This window comes from Paraglaciecola sp. G1-13, from assembly GCF_055809255.1.
This window is the reverse complement of record NZ_CM147903.1, coordinates 5,004,545-5,025,013: the sequence shown is the minus strand read 5'-3', so window position 1 is coordinate 5,025,013 and position 20,469 is coordinate 5,004,545. Positions and strand designations below refer to the sequence as shown.

The following is a 20,469-nucleotide window of genomic DNA, read 5'->3' as shown; positions in this document are numbered from 1 at the left end:
AGTGTTGATATAAGTCCTATTTTAGCATGCTTAACAGTGGCGAATGAGTCAGAAGTAAGATTATTTTTTACGTATTTGCGGCATTTTCTTTTCTGGTCTATCGGTAAACTTACCCACTGTTTTCCACTTCGCTCTGGGGTTGATGATACTAGGGCGAGTTAGAATGAGATTGTTTGGATAAACGATAATTTCTCGGTCTTCGGTGATGAGCTTAGTATTGAATAAGTTGATCTCAGTGATAAAGCCCTCCACATAGTTATCAGCATCCAATACGCGGATAAAATTACCTCGGCGGAATGACGTTTGAAATAACAGCAGAAAGTAAGCTGTTATGTTACTCAGCAAAGACCAACTCGCGAAGAATGCCACTCCGGTCAATGTAATGAGAGACGTAGAAATCACCAGTAAGCCACTAAAATCTATGCCCCAAGCGATGAGTATTATCGCGAAAGTGAGAATGCCGACTACCAGTCGAATGATGTGATAAGCCCGCAGTACCTCAGGTGACTTTAAATTACTTTCATCTATTTTCTTTTCTATCCTGGGCAATGTCCATTTAGTGACTAAAACATACACAAATAGCATTACTAGAGTCCAAATAAGGCTCCCCATGTAGAGCTGGGCCCAATCTAAAATTTTATCAGCCCACTGTGTCTTTAACATCTAAAACGATTCCAATGATATGGCGCTGAAAAATTTACAACGCGCCTAACAGCTCAATAGTTGACTGGCAATTTAATGTAAATGCCTATGTTAGTCGATAAAAAGAATATCCAAAGCAGCAGTTGATATTGATTTAGCCTGTCTCATCGTTACGGTTAGCACGTTTGAGTTATAAAATAACCTACTAAGTTGGCGAATTTAACGCAATTTTGCGATCCCAAGTGCTTTTTAAAGGTGCATGTGTAATATTAAATTGTGCAAAAAAAGACGCTAAATAATAGGAATCAAGTTCTCATGAACAAGGGACGTACGATTGACACCAAGCAAACACGCTGGATAACTGGTTTCTTCCTGCTCATGTTTTCATTAGTTATTGATATCGCCAGCGCCACACAAGTAATACAGTTTAAGGTCGTTGATCAAATGGGCAACCCTATTGCTAATGCCGTTGTGAGTGCGAACGGAGAACCCACTGATGATATCGCTAACATTGCTGTGATGGATCAAATCAATTCGCAGTTTTCTCCTCATGTTCTGGTTATTCAAAAAAATCAGGCGGTGCGCTTTCCGAACAGTGATGACATTCGTCACCATATTTACAGCTTTTCTGAGCCTAAGCCTTTTGAGATACGACTTTATAAGGGCGAACATTCAACGCCTATTACATTTGATAAGTCTGGCGTCGTGGTACTGGGCTGCAATATTCACGACCAGATGCTTGGCTACATCTATGTAGCTGAAAATGAAGTTACCGCCATCACAGACCAAGATGGCATTGCAAGGCTGCGCACACAAGCAACTGAGTTTACTTTTTGGCATGCTAACTTGTCTGCCAGTAATTCAGAGCGTGTGAAGAAGTCATTCGCCCGAGAAAATGCCCAGAATAGTGAAAGCACTAAGCGTACAAGCAATAGAGTAAATGAAATGAAAACAGTGACCTTGACTCTTTTAGAGAACAAAAAAACAGAAGTAAAACGCCGCAAGTTTTCGCGCAAGTTTTCCTCTAGGGAGCAGTAATTGGCCACTAGAAAGCTAAACCAAAGCATATTCCGCCTTGTTGTAGGTTTGGTTGTACTCACCGCCACCATGATACTCATCAATGTATGGACCTCAACGAGCAAGCACGCACAAAGCCAATTAAACAGTGACCTTGAAGTCGCCCAAAACGTTTTTGAGCAAGTATTAGAGAGTCGGGAGGATGTGCTTTACAACTCAGCAAGCGTATTGACTGCTGATTTCGGCTTCAAACAAGCCGTTGCTTCAGGCGATATTCCTACGATCAACAGCGCGTTGTTTAACCATGGCGGGCGGATCACCGCCGATTTGATGGCGCTAGTCTCTCTCGGCGGCAACAACATCACCAGCGTTCCGAATATTCTGCCGACAGAAACTCCCTTTCCTTATTCAAAAATAATACAAAACGCCCTACTGAACGGTGGTGCTGCGGCGCTGCTACTTATCGATAACAAGTTATACCAAGTAATGATGCTGACTATCGATGCGCCGACCCCGATTGCCGTCGCCGTCATTGGATTTGAAATAGACCATGGATGGGCGCAACAGCTCAAAGATGTCACTCAGTTGGATACCACCATACAAGTGCAAGCGGATGGAGAAAATAACCTCACCATCAGTACCTTGCACAGTGAAATGTTAGGGGTAGCTTTAGCAGAGCAGGGACAGACTTTGTCTTGGCTTTCACTGACGTTGTTTAACGATGCACCTTTTGTATCTCGGCAGTTTTTGTTGGAGGAAGAAGGCGATTTTAAAGTAATGATTACGCTGTCGAATGATCTTCATCGTCTATTTGCCGATTTTAACGCTTTGCAGCTGAATATCTTGTTCATAGCGTTACTAGCAATTATTTTGGCGTTATGTTTTGCAGCGTTATTTTCCCGTAAAGTCGCTAAACCATTGGTTGCGCTTGCGGATACAGCCCAGCGCATTTCTACCGGTGACTACAATAAGACAATCGTTGCTCACTCTAACTCTACCGAAGTAACAAACTTAGCCCAGGCATTGGAATCAATGCAATCTAACATTCGCCATCGTGAAGAAAAAATAAGCTATCAAGCACAGCACGATATACTGACTGGTTTGAATAATCGCTACAATATGGAAGCGCTACTTTGCGCTAAATTCAAAGAAAACAAACCCTTTCAGGTGTTAGGCATTAACGTGTTTGGTTTTCGAAGTATTAACGACGTATTTGGTTATCACAATGGCGATATTTGCCTGCAAATACTTGCCAATCGACTACTCGAACATGGTGGGATAGGTGCTAGATTAGCAGGTGGGGAGCTACTTTGGGTGCCTGATGAGCACCTTTCACAAAAACAGGTCGTACAATTTATAAATAGCTTAGAACAACCCATTGATACGGGTGATTCATCCATTATGGCCAAGTTATCCATAGGCATGCTGAATTGCCCAAATGACGCGACCAATGCCGAAGAGCTTTTCAGGCGTATCAATATCGCACTCGATGAAACGAAACTGTCAGATCAGCCAATACTTGCCTACCAACCGGAGTTTGAACATCGTTATCTTCGCCGCCTATCAATTATTGCCGAGCTTAAAACAGCTTTGCAAGAGCAGCAAGATGAGTTGAGCCTTTTTTATCAACCTAAGTTAGATTTATACACAGGTAAAGTCACTAAGGTAGAAGCCTTGATTCGTTGGAACAATGCCATACTGGGCTTTGTTTCCCCTGAAGATTTTATCAGCGTTGCCGAGCAAGCTGGGTTTATAGGAAAAATTACTGACTGGGTTATCAATCAAGCCATAAAAGACGCGGTTGCCCTCAGAAACGCTGGTATTGAGATGAGTATCGCCATCAATCTATCAGCGAAAGACGTGATGGATCAGGCATTATTGCCTCATATATCCTCGCTCATGGAGGCAAGCCAATTAAGCAGTAAAGCTTTGAGTTTTGAGATGACAGAGAGTGATTTGGTGCAAGAGCCTGCAAAGGCAATTCAACAGTTGCAAGCGTTTAGAGATAAAGGCTTTGAGATAGCGATTGATGATTTCGGCACCGGTTACTCATCCATGGCGTATTTACAATATTTGCCTGTCACTACTTTAAAAGTGGACAAAAGCTTTGTCCTATCTCTTGATTCTCAGCAAGGTGACCAAAAAATCGTGCAAACCGTTATCGATTTAGCCCACAGCTTCGGTTTGAATGTGGTGGCCGAAGGCATAGAAAGTCAAGCGACACTCCTTTTGTTGAAGAAATGGGGTTGCGAGTTTGCTCAAGGGTATTACATGTGTAAACCCATCCCATTTGACGACTTAATCACTTGGCATAACACCCACCAATTAACTAACTGGTTTGAAAAAGATGCTACATAAAATAGGGTTCAGATATGCTAGCGCACTCCTACTTTACCTTCTTAGCGACGTGGCTTATTCCCAAGAAGGCAAACTCATAGGAACCGCAGGTTTAGTGCAATTAGAAGGCAGCGGTGGCGGTGGTATTGTGCCATGGGCAACGCTATCTGGGTACGATAGTCGAGATGAAGTATCTTTTAGTGCGCTTATGACGCAAGTAAATATGGATGATTATCGCTTAAATGTACTGGGGTTAAGCGCGTCTTTTTACGACCGTGTTGAAGTCAGTGTCGCTCAACACCGATTCGATCTAAAAGAGGCGGGTGTCGATATTAAGCAAAATATATACGGTGTTAAGTATCGCGTTTATGGAGACGTCGTATATTCTCGCTGGCCACAAATAAGCGTGGGAATTCAACATAAAGTGCTTGAGGACGAAGGCATTGCTAATGCCGTTGGTGCCAATAAAACCAACGAGGGTACGGATTTTTACATTGCAGCGGCCAAAGTTCATTTAGGCGCACTTGCGGGTTACAACACGGTGTGGAATCTTACCGCTAGAGCTACCAAAGCTAACGAAATGGGGTTATTAGGTTTCGGCGGCGCCAACAACGATGACTATGAAATGATGTTAGAAGCGTCTGTGGGTATCTTGTTTTCTCGCAACCTTGCGGTAGGTATTGAATATCGACAAAAACCAGACAATTTAGGCTTAGGTGAAGATGATTGGAAAGACATTTTTATTACCTATATTCCTAGCAAGCATTTCAGTGTGACCTTGGCGTGGGCTGACTTAGGCTCAATAGCCGGCGCACATGGTCAAGACGGCGTCTACCTTTCTCTTAATGGACAACTTTAATGAATGCTATCAAACCATTATTTGTATTATTCCTAATATCGCTTGCTTTCGGGATAGGTGCCTGCGCATCAAATGCGCAACAATCAGTTTATGCTCAGATGGGCGGCCAGCCAAAGGTAGAAGAAGTTGTAGACAATTTCATTACAGAAATCGAATTCGATCCGGTTATTTTCGAATATTTTACGGATACAGATGTTGACCGCTTCAGAGAAAAGCTGGTTGAACATGTATGCCACCTTACCGGAGGGCAGTGTGAATACACGGGCGACACTATGGCCCGTGTGCATGCAGGCATGAACATCACTGAAACCGATTTTAATCGAGGGGTCGATTTGTTTATAAACGCAATGAATAAGGCAGAAATACCTCACCCTATACAGAACAAGGTTTTGGCAATACTGGCTAAGACTCGCAAAGAGATGATTTACTTGTAACCCTGAGCGCTAACTGTACATATTTTTATAGCAAAGTTTTGAAAACGCAGACGTAACGGTCAAAGGCAAAGGGGCGCAAACATATCTAGCTAGAGCCCTTACTGAATTACCCGACTAAATAGGTCCCCGTGCCGGAGGCAATATGTTGACCTTTTTCATTATGTAACTCCATTCTACATACAGCTACCCTTCTTCCCCTGCGAATAACGCTAGCAGTTGCTATGAATTCTTCCCCCTTACCTGGGCGCAAGTAATCTACTCGCATATCAATGGTACCGTTGTTGGCCAATGTATTTTTGAACTCTTCCACCTCTTCAGGCTTAAGCTGCTTTATTCCATACATAAGAGCAACCACACTGCCTACTGTATCGAGAATGGCAGCGGTTGCGCCCCCGTGCAAGATTTTATGCACCGGGTTACCCATAAGCTTGTTGCTCCAAGGCATACGTATTTGCACTTCATGATCAGCTAAGGTTTCAATTTGAAATCCCAGCGCTTGGTTAAAGGGCATACTGGATTGAAAAAACTCGATGACGAATTCAGCCAACTGCTCTGGCGTTAAGCTTTTGTTATCGCTCATATAATCTTCCTTATTCAGGCGAAGATCCCAATGTGACGAAGTTTTTAGTTATTGGCAAGTGATGTATGGTGTAAAAACACGTAAAATGCGCGCAGAATTTTTGTTTTAGAGCCTGATTTTTGTCCCACATGCCCCCCGCTACAAGCGCTATCAACAGCGCCCAATCCGTTTTGAAAACGGTTTTCGGTTATGATGAATTTCGTGACGGTCAGCGCGACGTTATCGAAAAGATATTACAAGGTCACGATGTCTTAGTACTTATGCCTACGGGAGGAGGGAAATCACTTTGTTACCAAATACCAGCTTTGGTGCTTGAGGGGTTAACCATTGTTATCTCACCTCTTATCGCTCTTATGAAAGACCAAGTAGACGCTCTTGTCGCATCAGGGGTCAGTGCAGCTTATATCAATTCAAACCTCAGCAGCGAAGAAATACACAATGTTTATCGCGGCATGCAAGATGGTCGTTACAAACTCATTTATGTCGCCCCTGAGCGCTTGATGCAATTTGATTTTATTCAGCGCTTACATAGTCTAGAACTCGCCCTTTTTGCCGTTGATGAAGCCCACTGCGTTTCACACTGGGGTCACGACTTTCGTAAAGAGTACCGTCGGCTAGGTCAATTAAAACAACAGTTTCCTACTGTTCCAGTGGTGGGGCTGACCGCTACCGCAGATATCACAACGCGCAGTGATATCTTGCAGCAACTCGCCCTACAGGATCCGTTCATTTTTAAGGGCAGCTTTGACAGGCCTAATATCCGTTACAACCAATTGTTCAAATACAAAGCGACTGATCAGGTGATTCAGTACGTAAAACAACAAGAAGGTAGCGGGATCATATACTGTAACAGCCGCAAGAAAGTTGATGATTTGAGTATTGCTCTTGCCAGACAAGGTATCAACTGTGCCGGTTACCATGCCGGCCTTGAAGGCCCGATACGAGACAAAATCCAACGGGACTTTATTCAAGATAACATCGACATCATTGTGGCCACTGTCGCATTTGGTATGGGGATCAATAAATCCAATGTGCGCTTTGTAGTTCATTTCGATTTGCCACGTAGCGTGGAAGCCTATTATCAGGAAACAGGGCGCGCCGGGCGAGACGGTATGCCGGCAGAAGCATTACTTTTGTTTGATGAAAAAGATGCTGCACGGATACGCCAGTGGATTGGTATGGGTGATAACCCCGAACGTCTAGATATCGAATTGCAAAAATTTGCCGCTATGGAGGCGTTCGCAGAGGCTCAGACCTGTAGGCGACAAGTCTTACTCAATTACTTTTCCGAGTACTCAGCCCATGACTGCGGCAACTGTGATATTTGCCTCGATCCGCCGAAGCGATTCGATGGGACTGTGCCGGCGCAGATGGTGCTGTCGTGTATTTATCGTTTGGGACAGAATGTCGCCAGCCAATATGTCATTGATGTATTACGTGGCAAAAAGCTCAAACGCATTGTTGAGCAAGGTCATGATAGCCTCAGTACGTTTGCTATTGGTAAAGATAAGTCTGATGCGCACTGGCACAACATAATTAATCAGCTCATCCACAAAGGTTTTCTGCGCATCGACATTACACAAAGCGCCGTGCTTAAACTAACTGAGGAAGCCAGGGGTGTCCTTGCAGGTAAATTAGAACTGGCATTAGCGGTGCCGCGTCTGACAATTGATTCAGGTAAAAAATCAAAGCTCAAAGAGATGAACTACGATCGTAAATTGTTTGCCAAGTTAAAGCATTTACGAAAGTCCATTGCGCAAAGGGAAGATGTGCCGCCATTCGTCGTTTTCAGTGACGCAACTCTTGCAGACATGGCCGATAAGCTGCCTCAGTCTAAAACCGACTTTTTAGAGGTCAATGGGGTTGGTCAAACCAAGCTAGACCGTTATGGCAGCGAGTTTCTAGCTGCAATATCTGCTTATTCGCAAGATTTGTAGTGCTAAAATAGTCGATACTTTGGCGAACAAAAATACTTTTTTATAACCGTACTTTCATCGTTAACCACATACCTTACCGCGTTATCTTACCTTTACTAACAGGGGTAATTTGGCGCATACTAGCCACCTGTTCTTGAGGATAAATGTACCTTCTGTGAAAGCCGTTTCAGCAAAAAATAAAGATCAAAAAGTCGAAAAACTTAAAGTTCCTCCGCATTCCATTGAAGCAGAGCAATCTGTGCTGGGCAGTATGTTGATCGCACCTGACTCCTGGGATAAAGTCGCTGAACTTGTCACCGAGGAAGACTTTTACAACCGCTCCCATCAGGTCATTTATGGCGCGATTCTGCGCTTATTGAAAAACAACCATCCAATCGATTTAATCACTGTTTCAGAAGATTTAGAGAATCTAGACGAGCTTGAAGAAGCAGGCGGTTTCGCTTATTTAGGCGAGTTAGCGAAAAACACGCCAAGTGCTGCTAACGTCACTGCCTATGCCAATATTATAAAAGAGCGCGCCGTCGTTAGAGAGCTAATTGGTGTGGCTCACGATATCGCCGATGTTGGTTATAATCCCGAAGGCCGAAATAGCGGCGAATTACTCGATATGGCGGAAAGTCGAGTTTTTGAAATTGCGGAAAAGCGAACCGCAAAAAACGAAGGTCCACGAGGCATTGAGTCCGTACTAACAAAAACCATTGACCGCCTTGAAGAGTTAGTTAAAAACAATAAAGAAGTGACTGGTGTCTCTACCGGATACACTGACTTAGATAAGAAAACCAGTGGGTTACAACCTTCAGATTTGATAATAGTTGCCGCGCGTCCTTCCATGGGTAAAACCACGTTCGCTATGAACTTATGTGAAAACGCTATGTTACTGGAAGAAAAGCCAGTTTTGGTATTCAGCTTAGAGATGCCCGCCGAACAGATCATGATGCGTATGCTTGCCTCACTGAGCCGCGTAGATCAAACCAAAATTCGTACCGCTCAATTAGATGATGAAGATTGGGCCCGCATGTCTAACACTATGGCCATGCTCAAAGACAAAGATAACTTATACGTCGATGACTCATCCGGTCTGACACCAATGGAAGTGCGTACGCGTGCGCGTAAATTGGCTCGCGATCGCGGTGGTATTAGCCTGATTATGATCGATTACCTGCAATTGATGCAGGTGCCGGGCTTGAGTGATAACCGTACTTTAGAAATCGCCGAAATTTCTCGCTCGTTAAAGTCTCTAGCAAAAGAGCTCGAAGTGCCGGTCGTTGCACTTTCGCAGCTAAACCGTGGACTAGAGCAGCGTTCAGATAAACGCCCCATTAACTCGGATTTGAGGGAATCAGGGTCAATTGAGCAAGATGCCGATTTGATCATGTTTATTTATCGAGACGAAGTGTATAACGAAGGCAGTGAAGACAAAGGCGTGGCTGAGATCATTATTGGTAAACAGCGTAACGGCCCTATTGGTACATCAAGACTTACCTTCCAAGGTCAGTTTTCTCGATTTGACAATTATGCTGGGCCACCCAGGGACGACGAGTATTGATCTGCTACATCCAAACTAGCTATGCAACTGAATCGCAGACATAAAAAAGGAGGTGAATATCACCTCCTTTTTTTGTGCTCGAAATGCTTATAAAACGAACTAATTACTTAGTTAGTTTCTCGCGCTTAGAAGCACTAACGCGCGCTACGATGCGACGGTTAATTTTGTTAGCTTCTTTAGCTGTAGGTGCGTCAAGCAATTTGCTTTCACCAAAACCAACCGCTGTGATGCGAGCAGGTTTGATGTCGTAATCTTCAATCAATACCATACGTACCGCTTTTGCACGCTCTTCAGACAACCACTGATTGTAGTCGCTTTCACCAGGAGCTGACGCGTAGCCTTCGATTACAGTATCAGTTGAAGGGAAGCGCTTCATGAATGCTGCGAAGTCACGGATGTCGCTGTTCGCACGGTTTGCAATTTCTGCACTGTTGTTAGCGAACAAAATGCGTAAGGTTTCTTCAACTTCAACTTCAGTAAAAATGCTACAACCCGTTGCATCTACTTGGTCTGTTGAAGGCGTGTTTGCACACTTATCTTTGCTATCTACAACGCCATCGTTGTCTGAATCAGATTCAGTCATTGCAGCAGCAAGTGCACAGCCCATAGCGTCAACTTTAACGCCAGGTGCAGTACCAGGACATTTGTCCATGCTGTTGTTTACGCCGTCGTTATCAGAATCGCGAGTCACTGGAGTAGATGTTGTACCGAAGCTATATGCCAAACCAATTTTTGCGCTTACGTCATTGTATGCTTCACCAAAATCGTGATACGCAGCGATTTCGGTAATAACACGCCATTTGTCATTGATAGCCCAGTGCTTACCAATACCAACATTAGCTAAGCGAGAACTATCAGCTAAATCAAGGTGTTTGACACCTGCGAACACATACATTAAGTCGTCAGGTAAAAAGTACATGGCGTCGACACCAAAGCGGTTACCAGACTCGTCGCCTAGGCCATTAGTTTGGTCAATGTTTAAGTGTGACCATTCTAATCTTGCAGCCCACTGAGGCTTGAAGCGAAAGCCTAGCTCAGCACCAAAGCCTACACCGTCATCATAAAATGTAGGCGCGCCATCTAGCTCACCATCAGTTTTATAATATTCACCGAAACCACCTACCCATTTGTCGCCTACTGGCGCAGATTGTGCGAAAGCGCCACTGGTAAAAGCAAGTAAGATACCCATGGCTGTCATGGTTTTTTTCATAATAAACGTCCTTAATGTAATGTGTTAATCATTCGATATAACGACCGACTTAACGTCGATATATATTCTGATTCAGTGTGTAAAATATTTATTGGCCGGTAATTGTTGCAATCACGCTACGCTTACCACCATGATTTCTATGCTCTCCCAAATATATTCCTTGCCATGTACCCAGTGCTAACCTTCCGTTTTGTATAGGAATGGTAATGTTGCTACCAAATACACTGGCTTTAATATGTGCTGGCATATCATCCGAACCTTCATAATTATGCAGATAATATGCCGCATTCTCTGGAATAGCTTGATTAATGTGACTCTCTAGGTCTGACCTGACTGTTGGGTCTGCATTTTCATTAATCGTCAAACTGGCACTTGTATGCTGAATAAACAGATGCAGAATGCCAATATTTACCGTCGTTAAAACTTCTAACTGCTTCTCTATTTCATCTGTGATGAGATGAAATCCTCTAGGTTTAGCACGAAGGCTTAACTGAAATTGTTGCCAAACCGGTAAACTATTTGTCAAAACACATCTCTAAATACACTTTGCCGTGTTCATTAGCGAATGGCATGATCAATTTACGACCAGATGCCGTGTGACTTAGTGTATGATTTTTACCGAAAACTACAACCGGTGTTGCCATACCAAAATTGTAACCAAGTTTAGCTAATTCGTTTTTTGCACCACCACAAATCATATTGGTGATTTCACCAACCATATCGGCCACGTCTTCATTGACCGATTCTAATTGCTCTCCGAGCATATTATGCATAACTTTAAGCGCAATGCTGGTTTCAAAAGTAATTGATAGTGACCCTTTTACATCGTCACCAACCATACCAATTAAACCAGACACATCACCTTTCGCCGCAGAATCCGTTTTCTTCTGTGGCTTGCCTGGCACCAACTCTAATTGCGCCATGGTACTGAGAACGTTGCGTAAAGCGGCAATGAACGGATTTATAAACTCTGCATTCATTTTTGCCATACTTCCTGTCGATTACTAAGTATCTGCACTGCCTTGAACATTATTGGCATGCTGTACACAAACCATGCGCCTCAATAGTTTGTTTTGAAACCTTAAATCCATGGGACTCAGCATGCTTGACTAAGGTATCTTGCAACCCTTCAGACTGAATCTCTTTAACCAAACCACAATTATCACAGATTAAAAACTGCACTGGATGGCTGCAACCAAAATGATGGCAAGCAACAAATGCGTTAGTCGACTCCAATCGGTGGATCAGACCGAACTCAAGCAAAAAATCTAAAGTACGGTAAACAGTCGCAGGCTTGGCATTCGTTTCCGTTTCTTTCAATGTATCAAGCAAGTCATAGGCGCCAACAGCCCCTTCTTTTTCTAACAACAGGGCGTACACTGTTTCTCTTAAATGGGTAAAACGTGCACCTTTTTGTTCACAATATTGACGTGCTTTTTCTACTTGCGATCCAATACTCATCTTTATGCTGCAGGCCTTCCAGTTAATCAAGCTGTCCTTTAAACGTAAAAGAATAGCGCTCAATCAGAGTTATCTGATTATTTTAGCGAAGTATATCACTCATCTAATAGGGTTTGTATGAATAGTAGCTTGATTTACTTCATAAAGTTGAGGAATTAGTACACATAATGAGTATCATTGTGGACAAGCATTTCTTAACGAAAGCTGAACCAATCCGTTTTAGGCGCAAAATGATAAATCGCTAAGATGTAATTTTTGCATTCTCTCCTACAAAAACGTCCATCGTGTAGGTAGCAGTATCATTTTAGTGCCGATGAATAAGTGGTAAAAATCTATGATCAAACAAAATGTAAACATCAATGTTGATACCCCAAGCATCTGGTTTATTTTCAGCGCCGAAAAACTGTTAGTGCCTACAAAGCAGCCTGGTCCAATTATCGAAACATGGAAAAAGCTAGAATTTGCTCATGCATATGAAGAGCAAGTTGTGCAGGTAGGGGAGCATAATGGACAAGTTTGCTATCTCGTCGATATGGGCAATGAACTCATCGAACAAGCGGGATTACAACTAAGTCACCTCAGATCGTTATTGCTTCATGATGAAATGGATATATTTTCTGTGGCAGCCAGAGCTTGGCAAGTTGCTCTATTTTTGCGTACTCATAGGTTTTGCGGCCAATGTGGCTCTACCATGCAGAAAATAGATTGGGAAATGGCCATGCACTGTCATCGCTGCCATCACAGATGTTATCCAAGAATATCGCCCTGCATTATTGTTGCTATTCGCCATGAAGACAAAATTCTACTGGCACAAGGTAAACCCCAGAAAGAGCGCAATATGTTTTCAACATTGGCTGGTTTTGTTGAAAGCGGAGAAACCTTAGAGGACGCGGTTCACAGGGAAGTATTTGAAGAAGTGGGTGTCGCGATCAAAAATATCAGATACATGTCTAGCCAACCTTGGCCTTTTCCACATTCATTGATGGTCGGCTTCTTAGCAGACTTTGATAGCGGCGATATCAATGTAGATGGGCACGAAATCATCGAAGCCCACTGGTTTAAATTTGACGAGTTGCCGAATATACCACCGAAGTTTTCTATTGCCGGACAATTAATCGAACGCACGATTGAAGAAATTTGCCAAAACTGAAAAAAACACCAAGCATAAAAAACCCCACTTTGAGTGGGGTTCGAATATTTTAGCGTCTAAGTCTCGTTTTTTCGAGCTTCTTATTGTTAGTTTGCTTTCGCAACATTGTTATAACAGAGTTTTTGGTTATGTTGCAAGTTTTTACAAAATTTAGGTTGATTTCACTTCTACCTTAAGATTAACAGGGTACAATGTCGACTTTTTTGGCCTAGGACTGGCGCACTACTTTCACAGATGTATAGAGGAAATTCATGAATTCGTTAAAAAACGATCGTTATCTACGCGCTTTACTTCGCCAACCAGTCGATGTCACCCCTGTGTGGATGATGCGCCAAGCAGGCCGTTATTTGCCTGAATATAAAGCAACGCGCGCGCAAGCCGGTGATTTCATGTCATTGTGCAAAAATGCAGAGTTGGCATGCGAGGTGACGCTACAACCTCTTCGTCGCTTTGATTTAGACGCCGCTATACTGTTTTCTGACATACTCACTATCCCTGATGCGATGGGCTTAGGATTGTATTTCGAGCAAGGGGAAGGTCCAAAATTCTCTAAACCAATTACATCTATGGCGGACATCCAAAATCTACCCGCACCGGATCCTGAGCAAGAACTGCAATATGTGATGAATGCAGTGCGTACCATTCGTAAAAACTTACAAGGTGAAGTACCACTTATTGGTTTCTCTGGCAGCCCCTGGACGCTAGCCACTTACATGATTGAGGGCGGTTCCAGCAAGGCGTTTACTAAGATTAAAAAGATGGCGTTTAGCGATCCTCAAGCGCTGCATTTATTACTCGATAAACTCGCTGACTCTGTCATTTTATATCTTAATGCTCAAATCGCTGCTGGCGCTCAATCCGTCATGGTGTTTGATACTTGGGGCGGTGTATTATCGCCGCGCGACTATCAAGACTTTTCACTGCAATATATGCATAAAATTGTTGATGGGTTAACCCGTGAAAATGATGGGCGTAAAGTGCCTGTCACCTTATTCACCAAAAACGCTGGTATGTGGTTAGAGTCCATAGCCGCGACGGGTTGTGATGGGGTAGGCTTAGATTGGACTATCGATATCGACAACGCTAAAGCCCGCGTGGGTGATAAGGTTGCTTTACAAGGTAATATGGACCCATCCATGCTTTATGCCGCACCAGAGCGTATAGAGCAAGAAGTACAGAAAATACTAGCAGGATTCGGTGAAGGCCCAGGGCACGTGTTTAATTTAGGGCACGGCATTCATTTAGATGTTCCCCCCGAAAACGCTAAAGTATTTGTCGACGCAGTGCATAAATACAGTGCTCAGTATCACAAGGGCTAAACATTAGTTACCAGTACATCTAATAAAAAGGCAGCGAATTCGCTGCCTTTTTGCTGTCTGCTATTGGCCAATATTTATTTATAAATCTCATTCAAATAAGCAGCAATTCGAATACCTGCCATTTTTAGGCGCTGCTTCGCTTGCGGTAAATGATGGTATAAGTAATCCCAAGATATCGTTTCTTGCGAAGGGTAAATCTCGTCGCGAATTTTCACACTTTCTGCTATCCATACTTTAGGGTCAGTTGTGTTCCAATCATTTATATCCTGCGCGCTAATTTTGCGATTCAATATTGCTGTCCACTCGGTATAAGAAAGCTGACGCTGATCAAGAAGCTCACTATCCCACACTCTGTGCAAGTTAGAATCCTGCCAAAAAAAGTTCACTTTAAAGTCATTACCGCCACGGTCAGTGCCATTTCCAGCATGCAAAGGCTGATGTAAATCTCCGATAATATGCACGATAAAGCGTAGTGCGAGTTGCTTTTCTGCTTTGCTGGTCTGGCTGCTGGTTAAATTTGCCGTAAACATTTTTAAAGCCGATACGCCATCCCCCTGCTCAGGTGCACCGACATCTGCATAGGTCTGACCTTTAGGAATAGTCACATAGTGAAACGGACCTGCTTTTTTCTGCCAAAAATCATCTGGACTTGAGCGCATTTCATCGGGGTAAGTCGAGGCTTCGGCCAAGTCTTCGTTTGGTAGCAAAGCACTGATAGCCGCTTGAGCCTGCGGCGTGAGATGTTGCTGCGCAATTGCACCTGTTACTCGATGTCCTATTTGCCCCCAAGCCAACACATTGACGCTGAACGAAGCCATAAGAAGGCCAACTATAAATTTATACATGAATGAAAAGTCCTAAAATTTTACTTATACGAAGACAGAGTATTAATAATTGTGTACTTCTACTGTGACAGTTTTTGTAATAGCCGCTGGTGTATACCACCAAATCCACCATTACTCATAATCAACACGTGATCGCCAGGCTGAACGTAAGACAAAATAGACTTTTCTAATATGTTCAAGTCATTGTGCAGTGATGCCGTTACCTCACTTTGCGCCAATAGCGCATCCATTGACCAACTAAGGTTACTCGGCTCATAAATAAAAACTTGGTCCGCCGCAGACCAAGACTTCGCGAGTGTTTGCTTATGTACACCCATCTTCATTGTGTTTGAGCGAGGCTCAAGCACCGCTAAAATACGGGCATCGCCTACTTTTGCTCGCAGCCCTTCCAGGGTTGTAGCAATAGCGGTGGGATGATGTGCGAAATCATCGTACACCGTGATGCCATTGACAGTGCCTAATATCTCCATACGTCGCTTGGCATTCACAAAACTGCCTAACGCCTCAATAGCCACTTCTGGTAACACACCTGCGTGACGAGCAGCAATAATGGCCATCATGGCATTTTGTACATTGTGCAGGCCTAACAGCGACCATTTCACCCTACCAAAGGACTTACCCTTGTAGATCACATCAAACTCACCGCCATCTGCAGAGCCGTTTTCTGCTTTCCAATCGCTACCCACAAATTGCACTGGCGACCAACAACCTTTATCTAGCACTTGTGTAATCTGGTTATCTGTCTTTGGCGCAATCACCAATCCGTTTCCGGGTATCATTCGGATAAGATGATGAAACTGCTTTTGAATATCTGCGATGCTATCAAATATATCAGCGTGGTCGAACTCGATATTGTTAATCACTAGCGTACGAGGACGATAGTGAACAAACTTCGAACGTTTATCGAAAAAGGCACTGTCGTATTCATCTGCTTCGATAACAAAAAACGGCGTTTCACCCAAACGAGCAGAAATATCAAAATTCTGTGGAATACCACCAATCAAAAAACCAGGTGACATTCCCGCAGATTCTAATATCCACGCCAACATACTTGATGTGCTGGTTTTGCCATGGGTACCTGATACCGCTAATACCCAGCGGTCTTTAAGAACATTTTCCAATAACCATTGCGGGCCACTAGTATAGGGAATTCCTCTGTTGAGTACGTATTCAACTGCAAGATTGCCCCGGGAAAGCGCGTTGCCGATCACCACCATGTCAGGCTGTGGATCAAATTGGTCTTCACCGAAACCTTGGGTTAGCTCAATGCCTAGTGCCTCGAGCTGCGTACTCATTGGCGGGTAAACATTATTATCAGAACCGGTAACTTTATGACCCATCGCTTTAGCTATTGCCGCAATGCCGCCCATAAACGTCCCGCAAATACCTAAAATATGTAGATGCATATAATCTTTTCTGGGATAAATAGGGAAGTAGATTACCAGATTCCTATGCCGGTTCGCACTGACAAGATGACAAATTCATCAACAAGTCTACAAACAGGATTATTCGGTGCTGAGTTTTGCGAAAAATCCAGTTACACTGGTCTTTACGTACTTAGCGAGCATAAAAACAACAATATTCGCCGGTATTTCTGTCCCTACAATCATGATAAAAGGTCAAAATAACACATGAAAAGACTCAACTCGCAACTGCAAGAAGACGGCGCTCCTATGGAGCTCATCCTGCTACTGAGAACACTTTTAGCAGGGTGCAAAGAGATATCATTTAGGGTCAGCCAAGGGGCGTTAGCTGGAGTGTTAGGCTCAACACTAAGTGAAAACGTACAAGGCGAAACACAGAAGAAACTGGATGTTATCTCCAATCAAATTTTAAAAGACATACTCAGTGAATCTGGCTATGTAAAAGCCATATCATCTGAAGAAGAAGACGACGTGGTGGCTTGTAATCCCAACGGGAACTATTTAGTCAGTTTCGACCCCCTTGATGGCTCATCAAACACGGATATCAACAGCTTGATCGGTACGATATTCTCCATTACCCACGCTCCGCAGTGGATGGATGCCGATGATCCATCAGCATTTCTACAGCCAGGTACGCAGATCGTCGCTGCTGGCTATGTGCTATACGGCCCAAGCGCTATGCTCGCACTTAGCACAGGTCGTGGTACGCATTTATACACGCTTGATAAAACCCACGGTGGTTTTTTGTTAACTCAAAAAAATATTCAAGTGCCTGCACAAACCTCTGAGTTTGCTATCAATGCGTCTAATCAGCGCCACTGGGAAGACCCGGTACAAAATTACATTGGCGATCTAATTGCCGGTGAAGACGGTCCTAGAGAAAAAGATTTTAACATGCGCTGGGTAGCCGCCATGGTAGGCGATATTCACCGGGTACTTAGCCGAGGCGGCATTTTCATGTACCCATTTGATAGACGTAACCCTGAAATGCCAGGGAAATTACGTTTGCTATATGAAGCAAACCCAATGGCTTTTTTGATGGAGCAGGCCGGCGGCTTAGCCTCTACAGGACAAGGGCGAATACTAGAAGTCATGCCCACTGAGATTCACCAACGAGTACCTGTCATTTTAGGCTCTAAGGAAGAAGTAGAGACCTGTTTGAGCTATTACAAGGCTTAAGCCTCGCTCAAACTGTCTTGCAATAGTTGGTATATATAAAAAAGGCGCTTTTAAGCGCCTTTTTTATATTTGTTACGTATCCTCGCGACAACACTAGAATTTAACAGGATAATAGCCTTGTGCATCTTTCTTACCAAAAAATTGCGCCGCTTGATGCACTTCTTCCGGTAGATTTTCATCTGGTTTAAAGCGGCCATTGATGCGAAATGCCAAGTCACTAGGAATATGCGCAACGGCACTTAACCCAAAGCTATTCGGCTCATTAATCGTCATCACCACTTCTTTGTTTTCACACTTTAGGTTGGCTTCAAAATTACCCAACTCTATATCTTGCTGAGTGCCCTGTACTTTCGCTTTAAGCCATAAACCTTGACCAGTTAGTACTTGGCATTGCTCGGTATAATCCAACTCCTGCAGGGATATTTTGAAACGCCCACTGGCATTCACTGGAATAGGCAAAGGCAAACTAGTAATCACTAAACGAGTAGGTAAAAAAACTTGAACATCTTCACCTTGCACATGTCCGTTAGATATCGCCACATGACCTTTAACAGAGATATCGTCCACTTCGCGAATATTACCTGCATCGACATCGATGGCGGCCGTGCCAGTGAGTAACGGCCAAAATGCCAATTGCCATTTAACATCTCGTATGGGTAAACCCTGTAACGTGACGGTATCTGCTTGTCCATTCCAAATGGTGCCTGAGACTCCGCTGACGGTAATATCAGGTGGTAACTGAACCTTTGCAATCACGTGTACTGCGGGGAGTTTAGCAATCAAAAAAACAACATAAATAATCAGGCAAGCAATTACCCATTTCACAACTAACTTCATGATTTACCTAATTTCAAACGACGAATTTTGACTTGTCCTGGAGCATCGGCTTCAGCAATATCTAAATCCAAAATGCTGACTCCCATCTCCTCAAGCGACTTAAGCCAATCTAGCACTCCGTTAAACGGCGCCTGATCAACCCACACTTGCAGCTCATCACCTTGCGGCTGCATGCGCGCAATAGGAATATTAGCGTTCGCAGCAGTCTGATTTGCCGCTTGGGCGAGTGAACCGTTAAATCCTGCGCTTACTCCTTTAGCCGCGCGTAACTGTATTGCACGATTAGCACTTTTCTGAACCCAGCTTAATAATGATTTTTGCGAATCAAGCGCCTTTTGATCTCGTTCGATCGCTTGGTTTAACGGAGACCACACCAACCAGTAAAACATTCCAACGACCACCACCACGGCTGAAATAAGCACCAAGCGCTGTTCTCGTTCGGTCAATTGACTGAATTTTTGCTTAAGGGTATTCATCTTAACTCCTTACCAACAATGAGCCGTAAACCAGATCGTTGCGGTTATTGATGGCGCCCTGCTCTACTTCAAAACCTTGCGCTTCGGCTAAACGCTTGAACAGCTCTAAAGACTCGAAGTTAGCTGCCATCGCTTGCATACGTAGTTCTCTTCTTGATGCATCGAACTTTACGCTAGAGGGCTTTACTTGGCTTTTAGCAAAGGCATTTGCAAGCTGGTCCATCATCACCAGCATAGATGAGCCACCTGTGCCTTGCTCAAGCGCGGCTAACTTAGCGCGCATAGTTGCACGAACATCACGATAAGCCCCTGCGTTTGGGAAGGCTCGCGTAAATTCCGCCTTTATCTGACTGGAAACCAGCGCTCTTTCGCTACTTAATTGCTGCTGTAAAGCAACCTTGTCAATCAACGTTGTGCACAGCGCGACAATGGCCAATACCGCGGCTAAACGCCATTTCTTGAACTCCCCGCCTTGCTTTTTGCGCGATTTAAATTCACCTTGCAGCAAGTTGAACTGCGTTGTTTGTAAACCACTTGCCAGTATTTTCATCGGCATATCAACGTGCTGCTCTTGCAGCAGCACGTTATTTAATTCTTGCGAAGACAAACGACTGAAGTTGTCCAGCGACAAGGGAATTGGTTGCTGCTTTGCGTGATGGTTAATGGCCTGAACCAACCAGTTTTTCTCACCTTGAATACCCGCCCACTGGTCTTGTCGGATAAGTAACTGCTCACCCAATTCGAGCACTGCCCAGCCAGATGTAGGTTCAGGCACGGCCAAAATGTCTGGCACAATTCGCTCACAATGCAAACCTGCATCAGCCAATTGAGTTCGCCACGCTTGCAGTCGTATTTTACTCACCACAGCAACTGCTTGTTGGTTATCTTTACGCCCACCGAGCGCGAAAAACTGGCTGTCAATATCGCCGCTGATTTCATCCTCAAGCATAAACGGGATAGCCGATAGTGCTTTGCGCCCGGCTTTACTAGGAAGCGTGACCCATTTGAGTAATACATCGCTAGTCGGTACCAGTGCTGTGATGGGACGTTGCCCCGCTCGGTCTTTTAAAGACGATAAATGCGCTACACCGGGAAGTTCACCGCTGGCTATGACGTCATCCTCATTGCAAGAGCAGACAATCCAATGGATAACATCGTCATCATTCGAACCCAATCTAACTATTAACTGTTCCATTATGCTAGCCTGCTTTGGTCA

General features: G+C 43.9%; 20 protein-coding genes. 9 read left to right on the top strand and 11 right to left on the bottom strand.

Annotation, left to right across the window (positions count from 1 at the left end):
* Positions 1 to 60 precede the first annotated feature (60 nt).
* Entirely contained in the window at positions 61 to 663 is a 603-nt protein-coding gene (locus AC0L6N_RS21415; protein ID WP_011573189.1) for a mechanosensitive ion channel domain-containing protein, read from the bottom strand.
* Between the two features lie 294 nt (positions 664 to 957).
* Here AC0L6N_RS21415 and AC0L6N_RS21410 point away from each other — a divergent pair, with 294 nt between their 5' ends.
* From AC0L6N_RS21410 to AC0L6N_RS21395, 4 genes are read left to right on the top strand one after another with little or no spacing between them, the layout of a single operon-like run.
* Positions 958 to 1,680 carry a methylamine utilization protein gene (locus tag AC0L6N_RS21410; protein WP_473477549.1) on the top strand — a complete coding sequence of 241 codons (723 nt, stop codon included), beginning with the start codon at positions 958 to 960 and terminating at the stop codon, positions 1,678 to 1,680.
* Positions 1,681 to 4,017 carry a putative bifunctional diguanylate cyclase/phosphodiesterase gene (locus tag AC0L6N_RS21405; protein ID WP_473477547.1) on the top strand — a complete coding sequence of 779 codons (2,337 nt, stop codon included), beginning with the start codon at positions 1,681 to 1,683 and terminating at the stop codon, positions 4,015 to 4,017.
* On the top strand, positions 4,007 to 4,855 hold the full coding sequence (locus tag AC0L6N_RS21400; protein ID WP_473477545.1) for a DUF3034 family protein: 849 nt from the start codon (positions 4,007 to 4,009) through the stop codon (positions 4,853 to 4,855). Before AC0L6N_RS21405 ends, AC0L6N_RS21400 begins: the two co-directional genes overlap by 11 nt.
* On the top strand, positions 4,855 to 5,289 hold the full coding sequence (locus tag AC0L6N_RS21395) for a group I truncated hemoglobin (RefSeq protein WP_473477543.1): 435 nt from the start codon (positions 4,855 to 4,857) through the stop codon (positions 5,287 to 5,289). Before AC0L6N_RS21400 ends, AC0L6N_RS21395 begins: the two co-directional genes overlap by 1 nt.
* Before the next feature lie 106 nt (positions 5,290 to 5,395).
* Here AC0L6N_RS21395 and AC0L6N_RS21390 read toward each other — a convergent pair whose 3' ends face one another.
* Complete coding sequence (locus tag AC0L6N_RS21390; RefSeq protein ID WP_473477541.1) at positions 5,396 to 5,869, bottom strand: thioesterase family protein; 474 nt, start codon at positions 5,867 to 5,869, stop codon at positions 5,396 to 5,398.
* A gap of 128 nt (positions 5,870 to 5,997) precedes the next feature.
* On the opposite strand from AC0L6N_RS21390, the gene recQ reads away from it, so the two are divergent.
* Positions 5,998 to 7,806: a DNA helicase RecQ gene (gene recQ, locus AC0L6N_RS21385; protein WP_473477539.1), complete on the top strand. Its 1,809-nt coding sequence runs from the start codon at positions 5,998 to 6,000 to the stop codon at positions 7,804 to 7,806.
* 154 nt (positions 7,807 to 7,960) lie between these two features.
* Positions 7,961 to 9,352: a replicative DNA helicase gene (dnaB, locus tag AC0L6N_RS21380; RefSeq protein ID WP_006993007.1), complete on the top strand. Its 1,392-nt coding sequence runs from the start codon at positions 7,961 to 7,963 to the stop codon at positions 9,350 to 9,352.
* A 103-nt stretch (positions 9,353 to 9,455) separates the two neighbouring features.
* Here the strand turns inward: dnaB and AC0L6N_RS21375 are convergent, their stop codons facing one another.
* From AC0L6N_RS21375 to AC0L6N_RS21360, 4 genes are all read right to left on the bottom strand, one after another.
* A complete protein-coding gene (locus tag AC0L6N_RS21375) occupies positions 9,456 to 10,562 on the bottom strand; it encodes an OmpA family protein (protein WP_011573181.1) in 1,107 nt (368 codons plus the stop codon).
* A gap of 88 nt (positions 10,563 to 10,650) precedes the next feature.
* Complete coding sequence (locus AC0L6N_RS21370) at positions 10,651 to 11,088, bottom strand: secondary thiamine-phosphate synthase enzyme YjbQ (protein WP_473477536.1); 438 nt, start codon at positions 11,086 to 11,088, stop codon at positions 10,651 to 10,653.
* Positions 11,078 to 11,542 (bottom strand): chemotaxis protein CheX, encoded by a 465-nt coding sequence (locus tag AC0L6N_RS21365; protein WP_006993004.1) that lies wholly within the window; start codon positions 11,540 to 11,542, stop codon positions 11,078 to 11,080. Before AC0L6N_RS21365 ends, AC0L6N_RS21370 begins: the two co-directional genes overlap by 11 nt.
* Positions 11,543 to 11,591: 49 nt before the next feature.
* Positions 11,592 to 12,023: a transcriptional repressor gene (locus AC0L6N_RS21360; RefSeq protein ID WP_006993003.1), complete on the bottom strand. Its 432-nt coding sequence runs from the start codon at positions 12,021 to 12,023 to the stop codon at positions 11,592 to 11,594.
* A 334-nt stretch (positions 12,024 to 12,357) separates the two neighbouring features.
* On the opposite strand from AC0L6N_RS21360, the gene nudC reads away from it, so the two are divergent.
* Positions 12,358 to 13,173 (top strand): NAD(+) diphosphatase, encoded by an 816-nt coding sequence (gene nudC, locus AC0L6N_RS21355; RefSeq protein ID WP_011573179.1) that lies wholly within the window; start codon positions 12,358 to 12,360, stop codon positions 13,171 to 13,173.
* A 251-nt stretch (positions 13,174 to 13,424) separates the two neighbouring features.
* Positions 13,425 to 14,492, top strand: a complete 1,068-nt coding sequence (gene hemE, locus AC0L6N_RS21350; protein ID WP_473477534.1) for a uroporphyrinogen decarboxylase — start codon at positions 13,425 to 13,427, stop codon at positions 14,490 to 14,492.
* Positions 14,493 to 14,566: 74 nt separating this feature from the next.
* On the opposite strand, the gene AC0L6N_RS21345 is transcribed toward hemE, so the two are convergent.
* Both AC0L6N_RS21345 and mpl read right to left on the bottom strand, forming a co-directional pair.
* Positions 14,567 to 15,337: a S1/P1 nuclease gene (locus AC0L6N_RS21345; protein ID WP_473477532.1), complete on the bottom strand. Its 771-nt coding sequence runs from the start codon at positions 15,335 to 15,337 to the stop codon at positions 14,567 to 14,569.
* Positions 15,338 to 15,396: 59 nt separating this feature from the next.
* Positions 15,397 to 16,743: a UDP-N-acetylmuramate:L-alanyl-gamma-D-glutamyl-meso-diaminopimelate ligase gene (gene mpl / locus AC0L6N_RS21340; protein ID WP_011573176.1), complete on the bottom strand. Its 1,347-nt coding sequence runs from the start codon at positions 16,741 to 16,743 to the stop codon at positions 15,397 to 15,399.
* Between the two features lie 225 nt (positions 16,744 to 16,968).
* On the opposite strand from mpl, the gene AC0L6N_RS21335 reads away from it, so the two are divergent.
* The gene (locus AC0L6N_RS21335; RefSeq protein WP_006992291.1) at positions 16,969 to 17,940 is read left to right on the top strand and encodes a class 1 fructose-bisphosphatase; all 972 of its coding nucleotides are present in this window, start codon (positions 16,969 to 16,971) and stop codon (positions 17,938 to 17,940) included.
* A 93-nt stretch (positions 17,941 to 18,033) separates the two neighbouring features.
* On the opposite strand, the gene AC0L6N_RS21330 is transcribed toward AC0L6N_RS21335, so the two are convergent.
* Genes AC0L6N_RS21330 through gspL form a run of 3 tightly spaced genes read right to left on the bottom strand, consistent with a single transcriptional unit; the run spans position 18,034 to position 20,448 of the window.
* Positions 18,034 to 18,777 carry a type II secretion system protein N gene (locus AC0L6N_RS21330; protein WP_011573175.1) on the bottom strand — a complete coding sequence of 248 codons (744 nt, stop codon included), beginning with the start codon at positions 18,775 to 18,777 and terminating at the stop codon, positions 18,034 to 18,036.
* Positions 18,774 to 19,253 carry a type II secretion system protein GspM gene (gene gspM, locus AC0L6N_RS21325; protein ID WP_011573174.1) on the bottom strand — a complete coding sequence of 160 codons (480 nt, stop codon included), beginning with the start codon at positions 19,251 to 19,253 and terminating at the stop codon, positions 18,774 to 18,776. Before gspM ends, AC0L6N_RS21330 begins: the two co-directional genes overlap by 4 nt.
* A 1-nt stretch (position 19,254) precedes the next feature.
* Complete coding sequence (gene gspL, locus AC0L6N_RS21320; protein ID WP_473477529.1) at positions 19,255 to 20,448, bottom strand: type II secretion system protein GspL; 1,194 nt, start codon at positions 20,446 to 20,448, stop codon at positions 19,255 to 19,257.
* Positions 20,449 to 20,469: the final 21 nt, after the last annotated feature.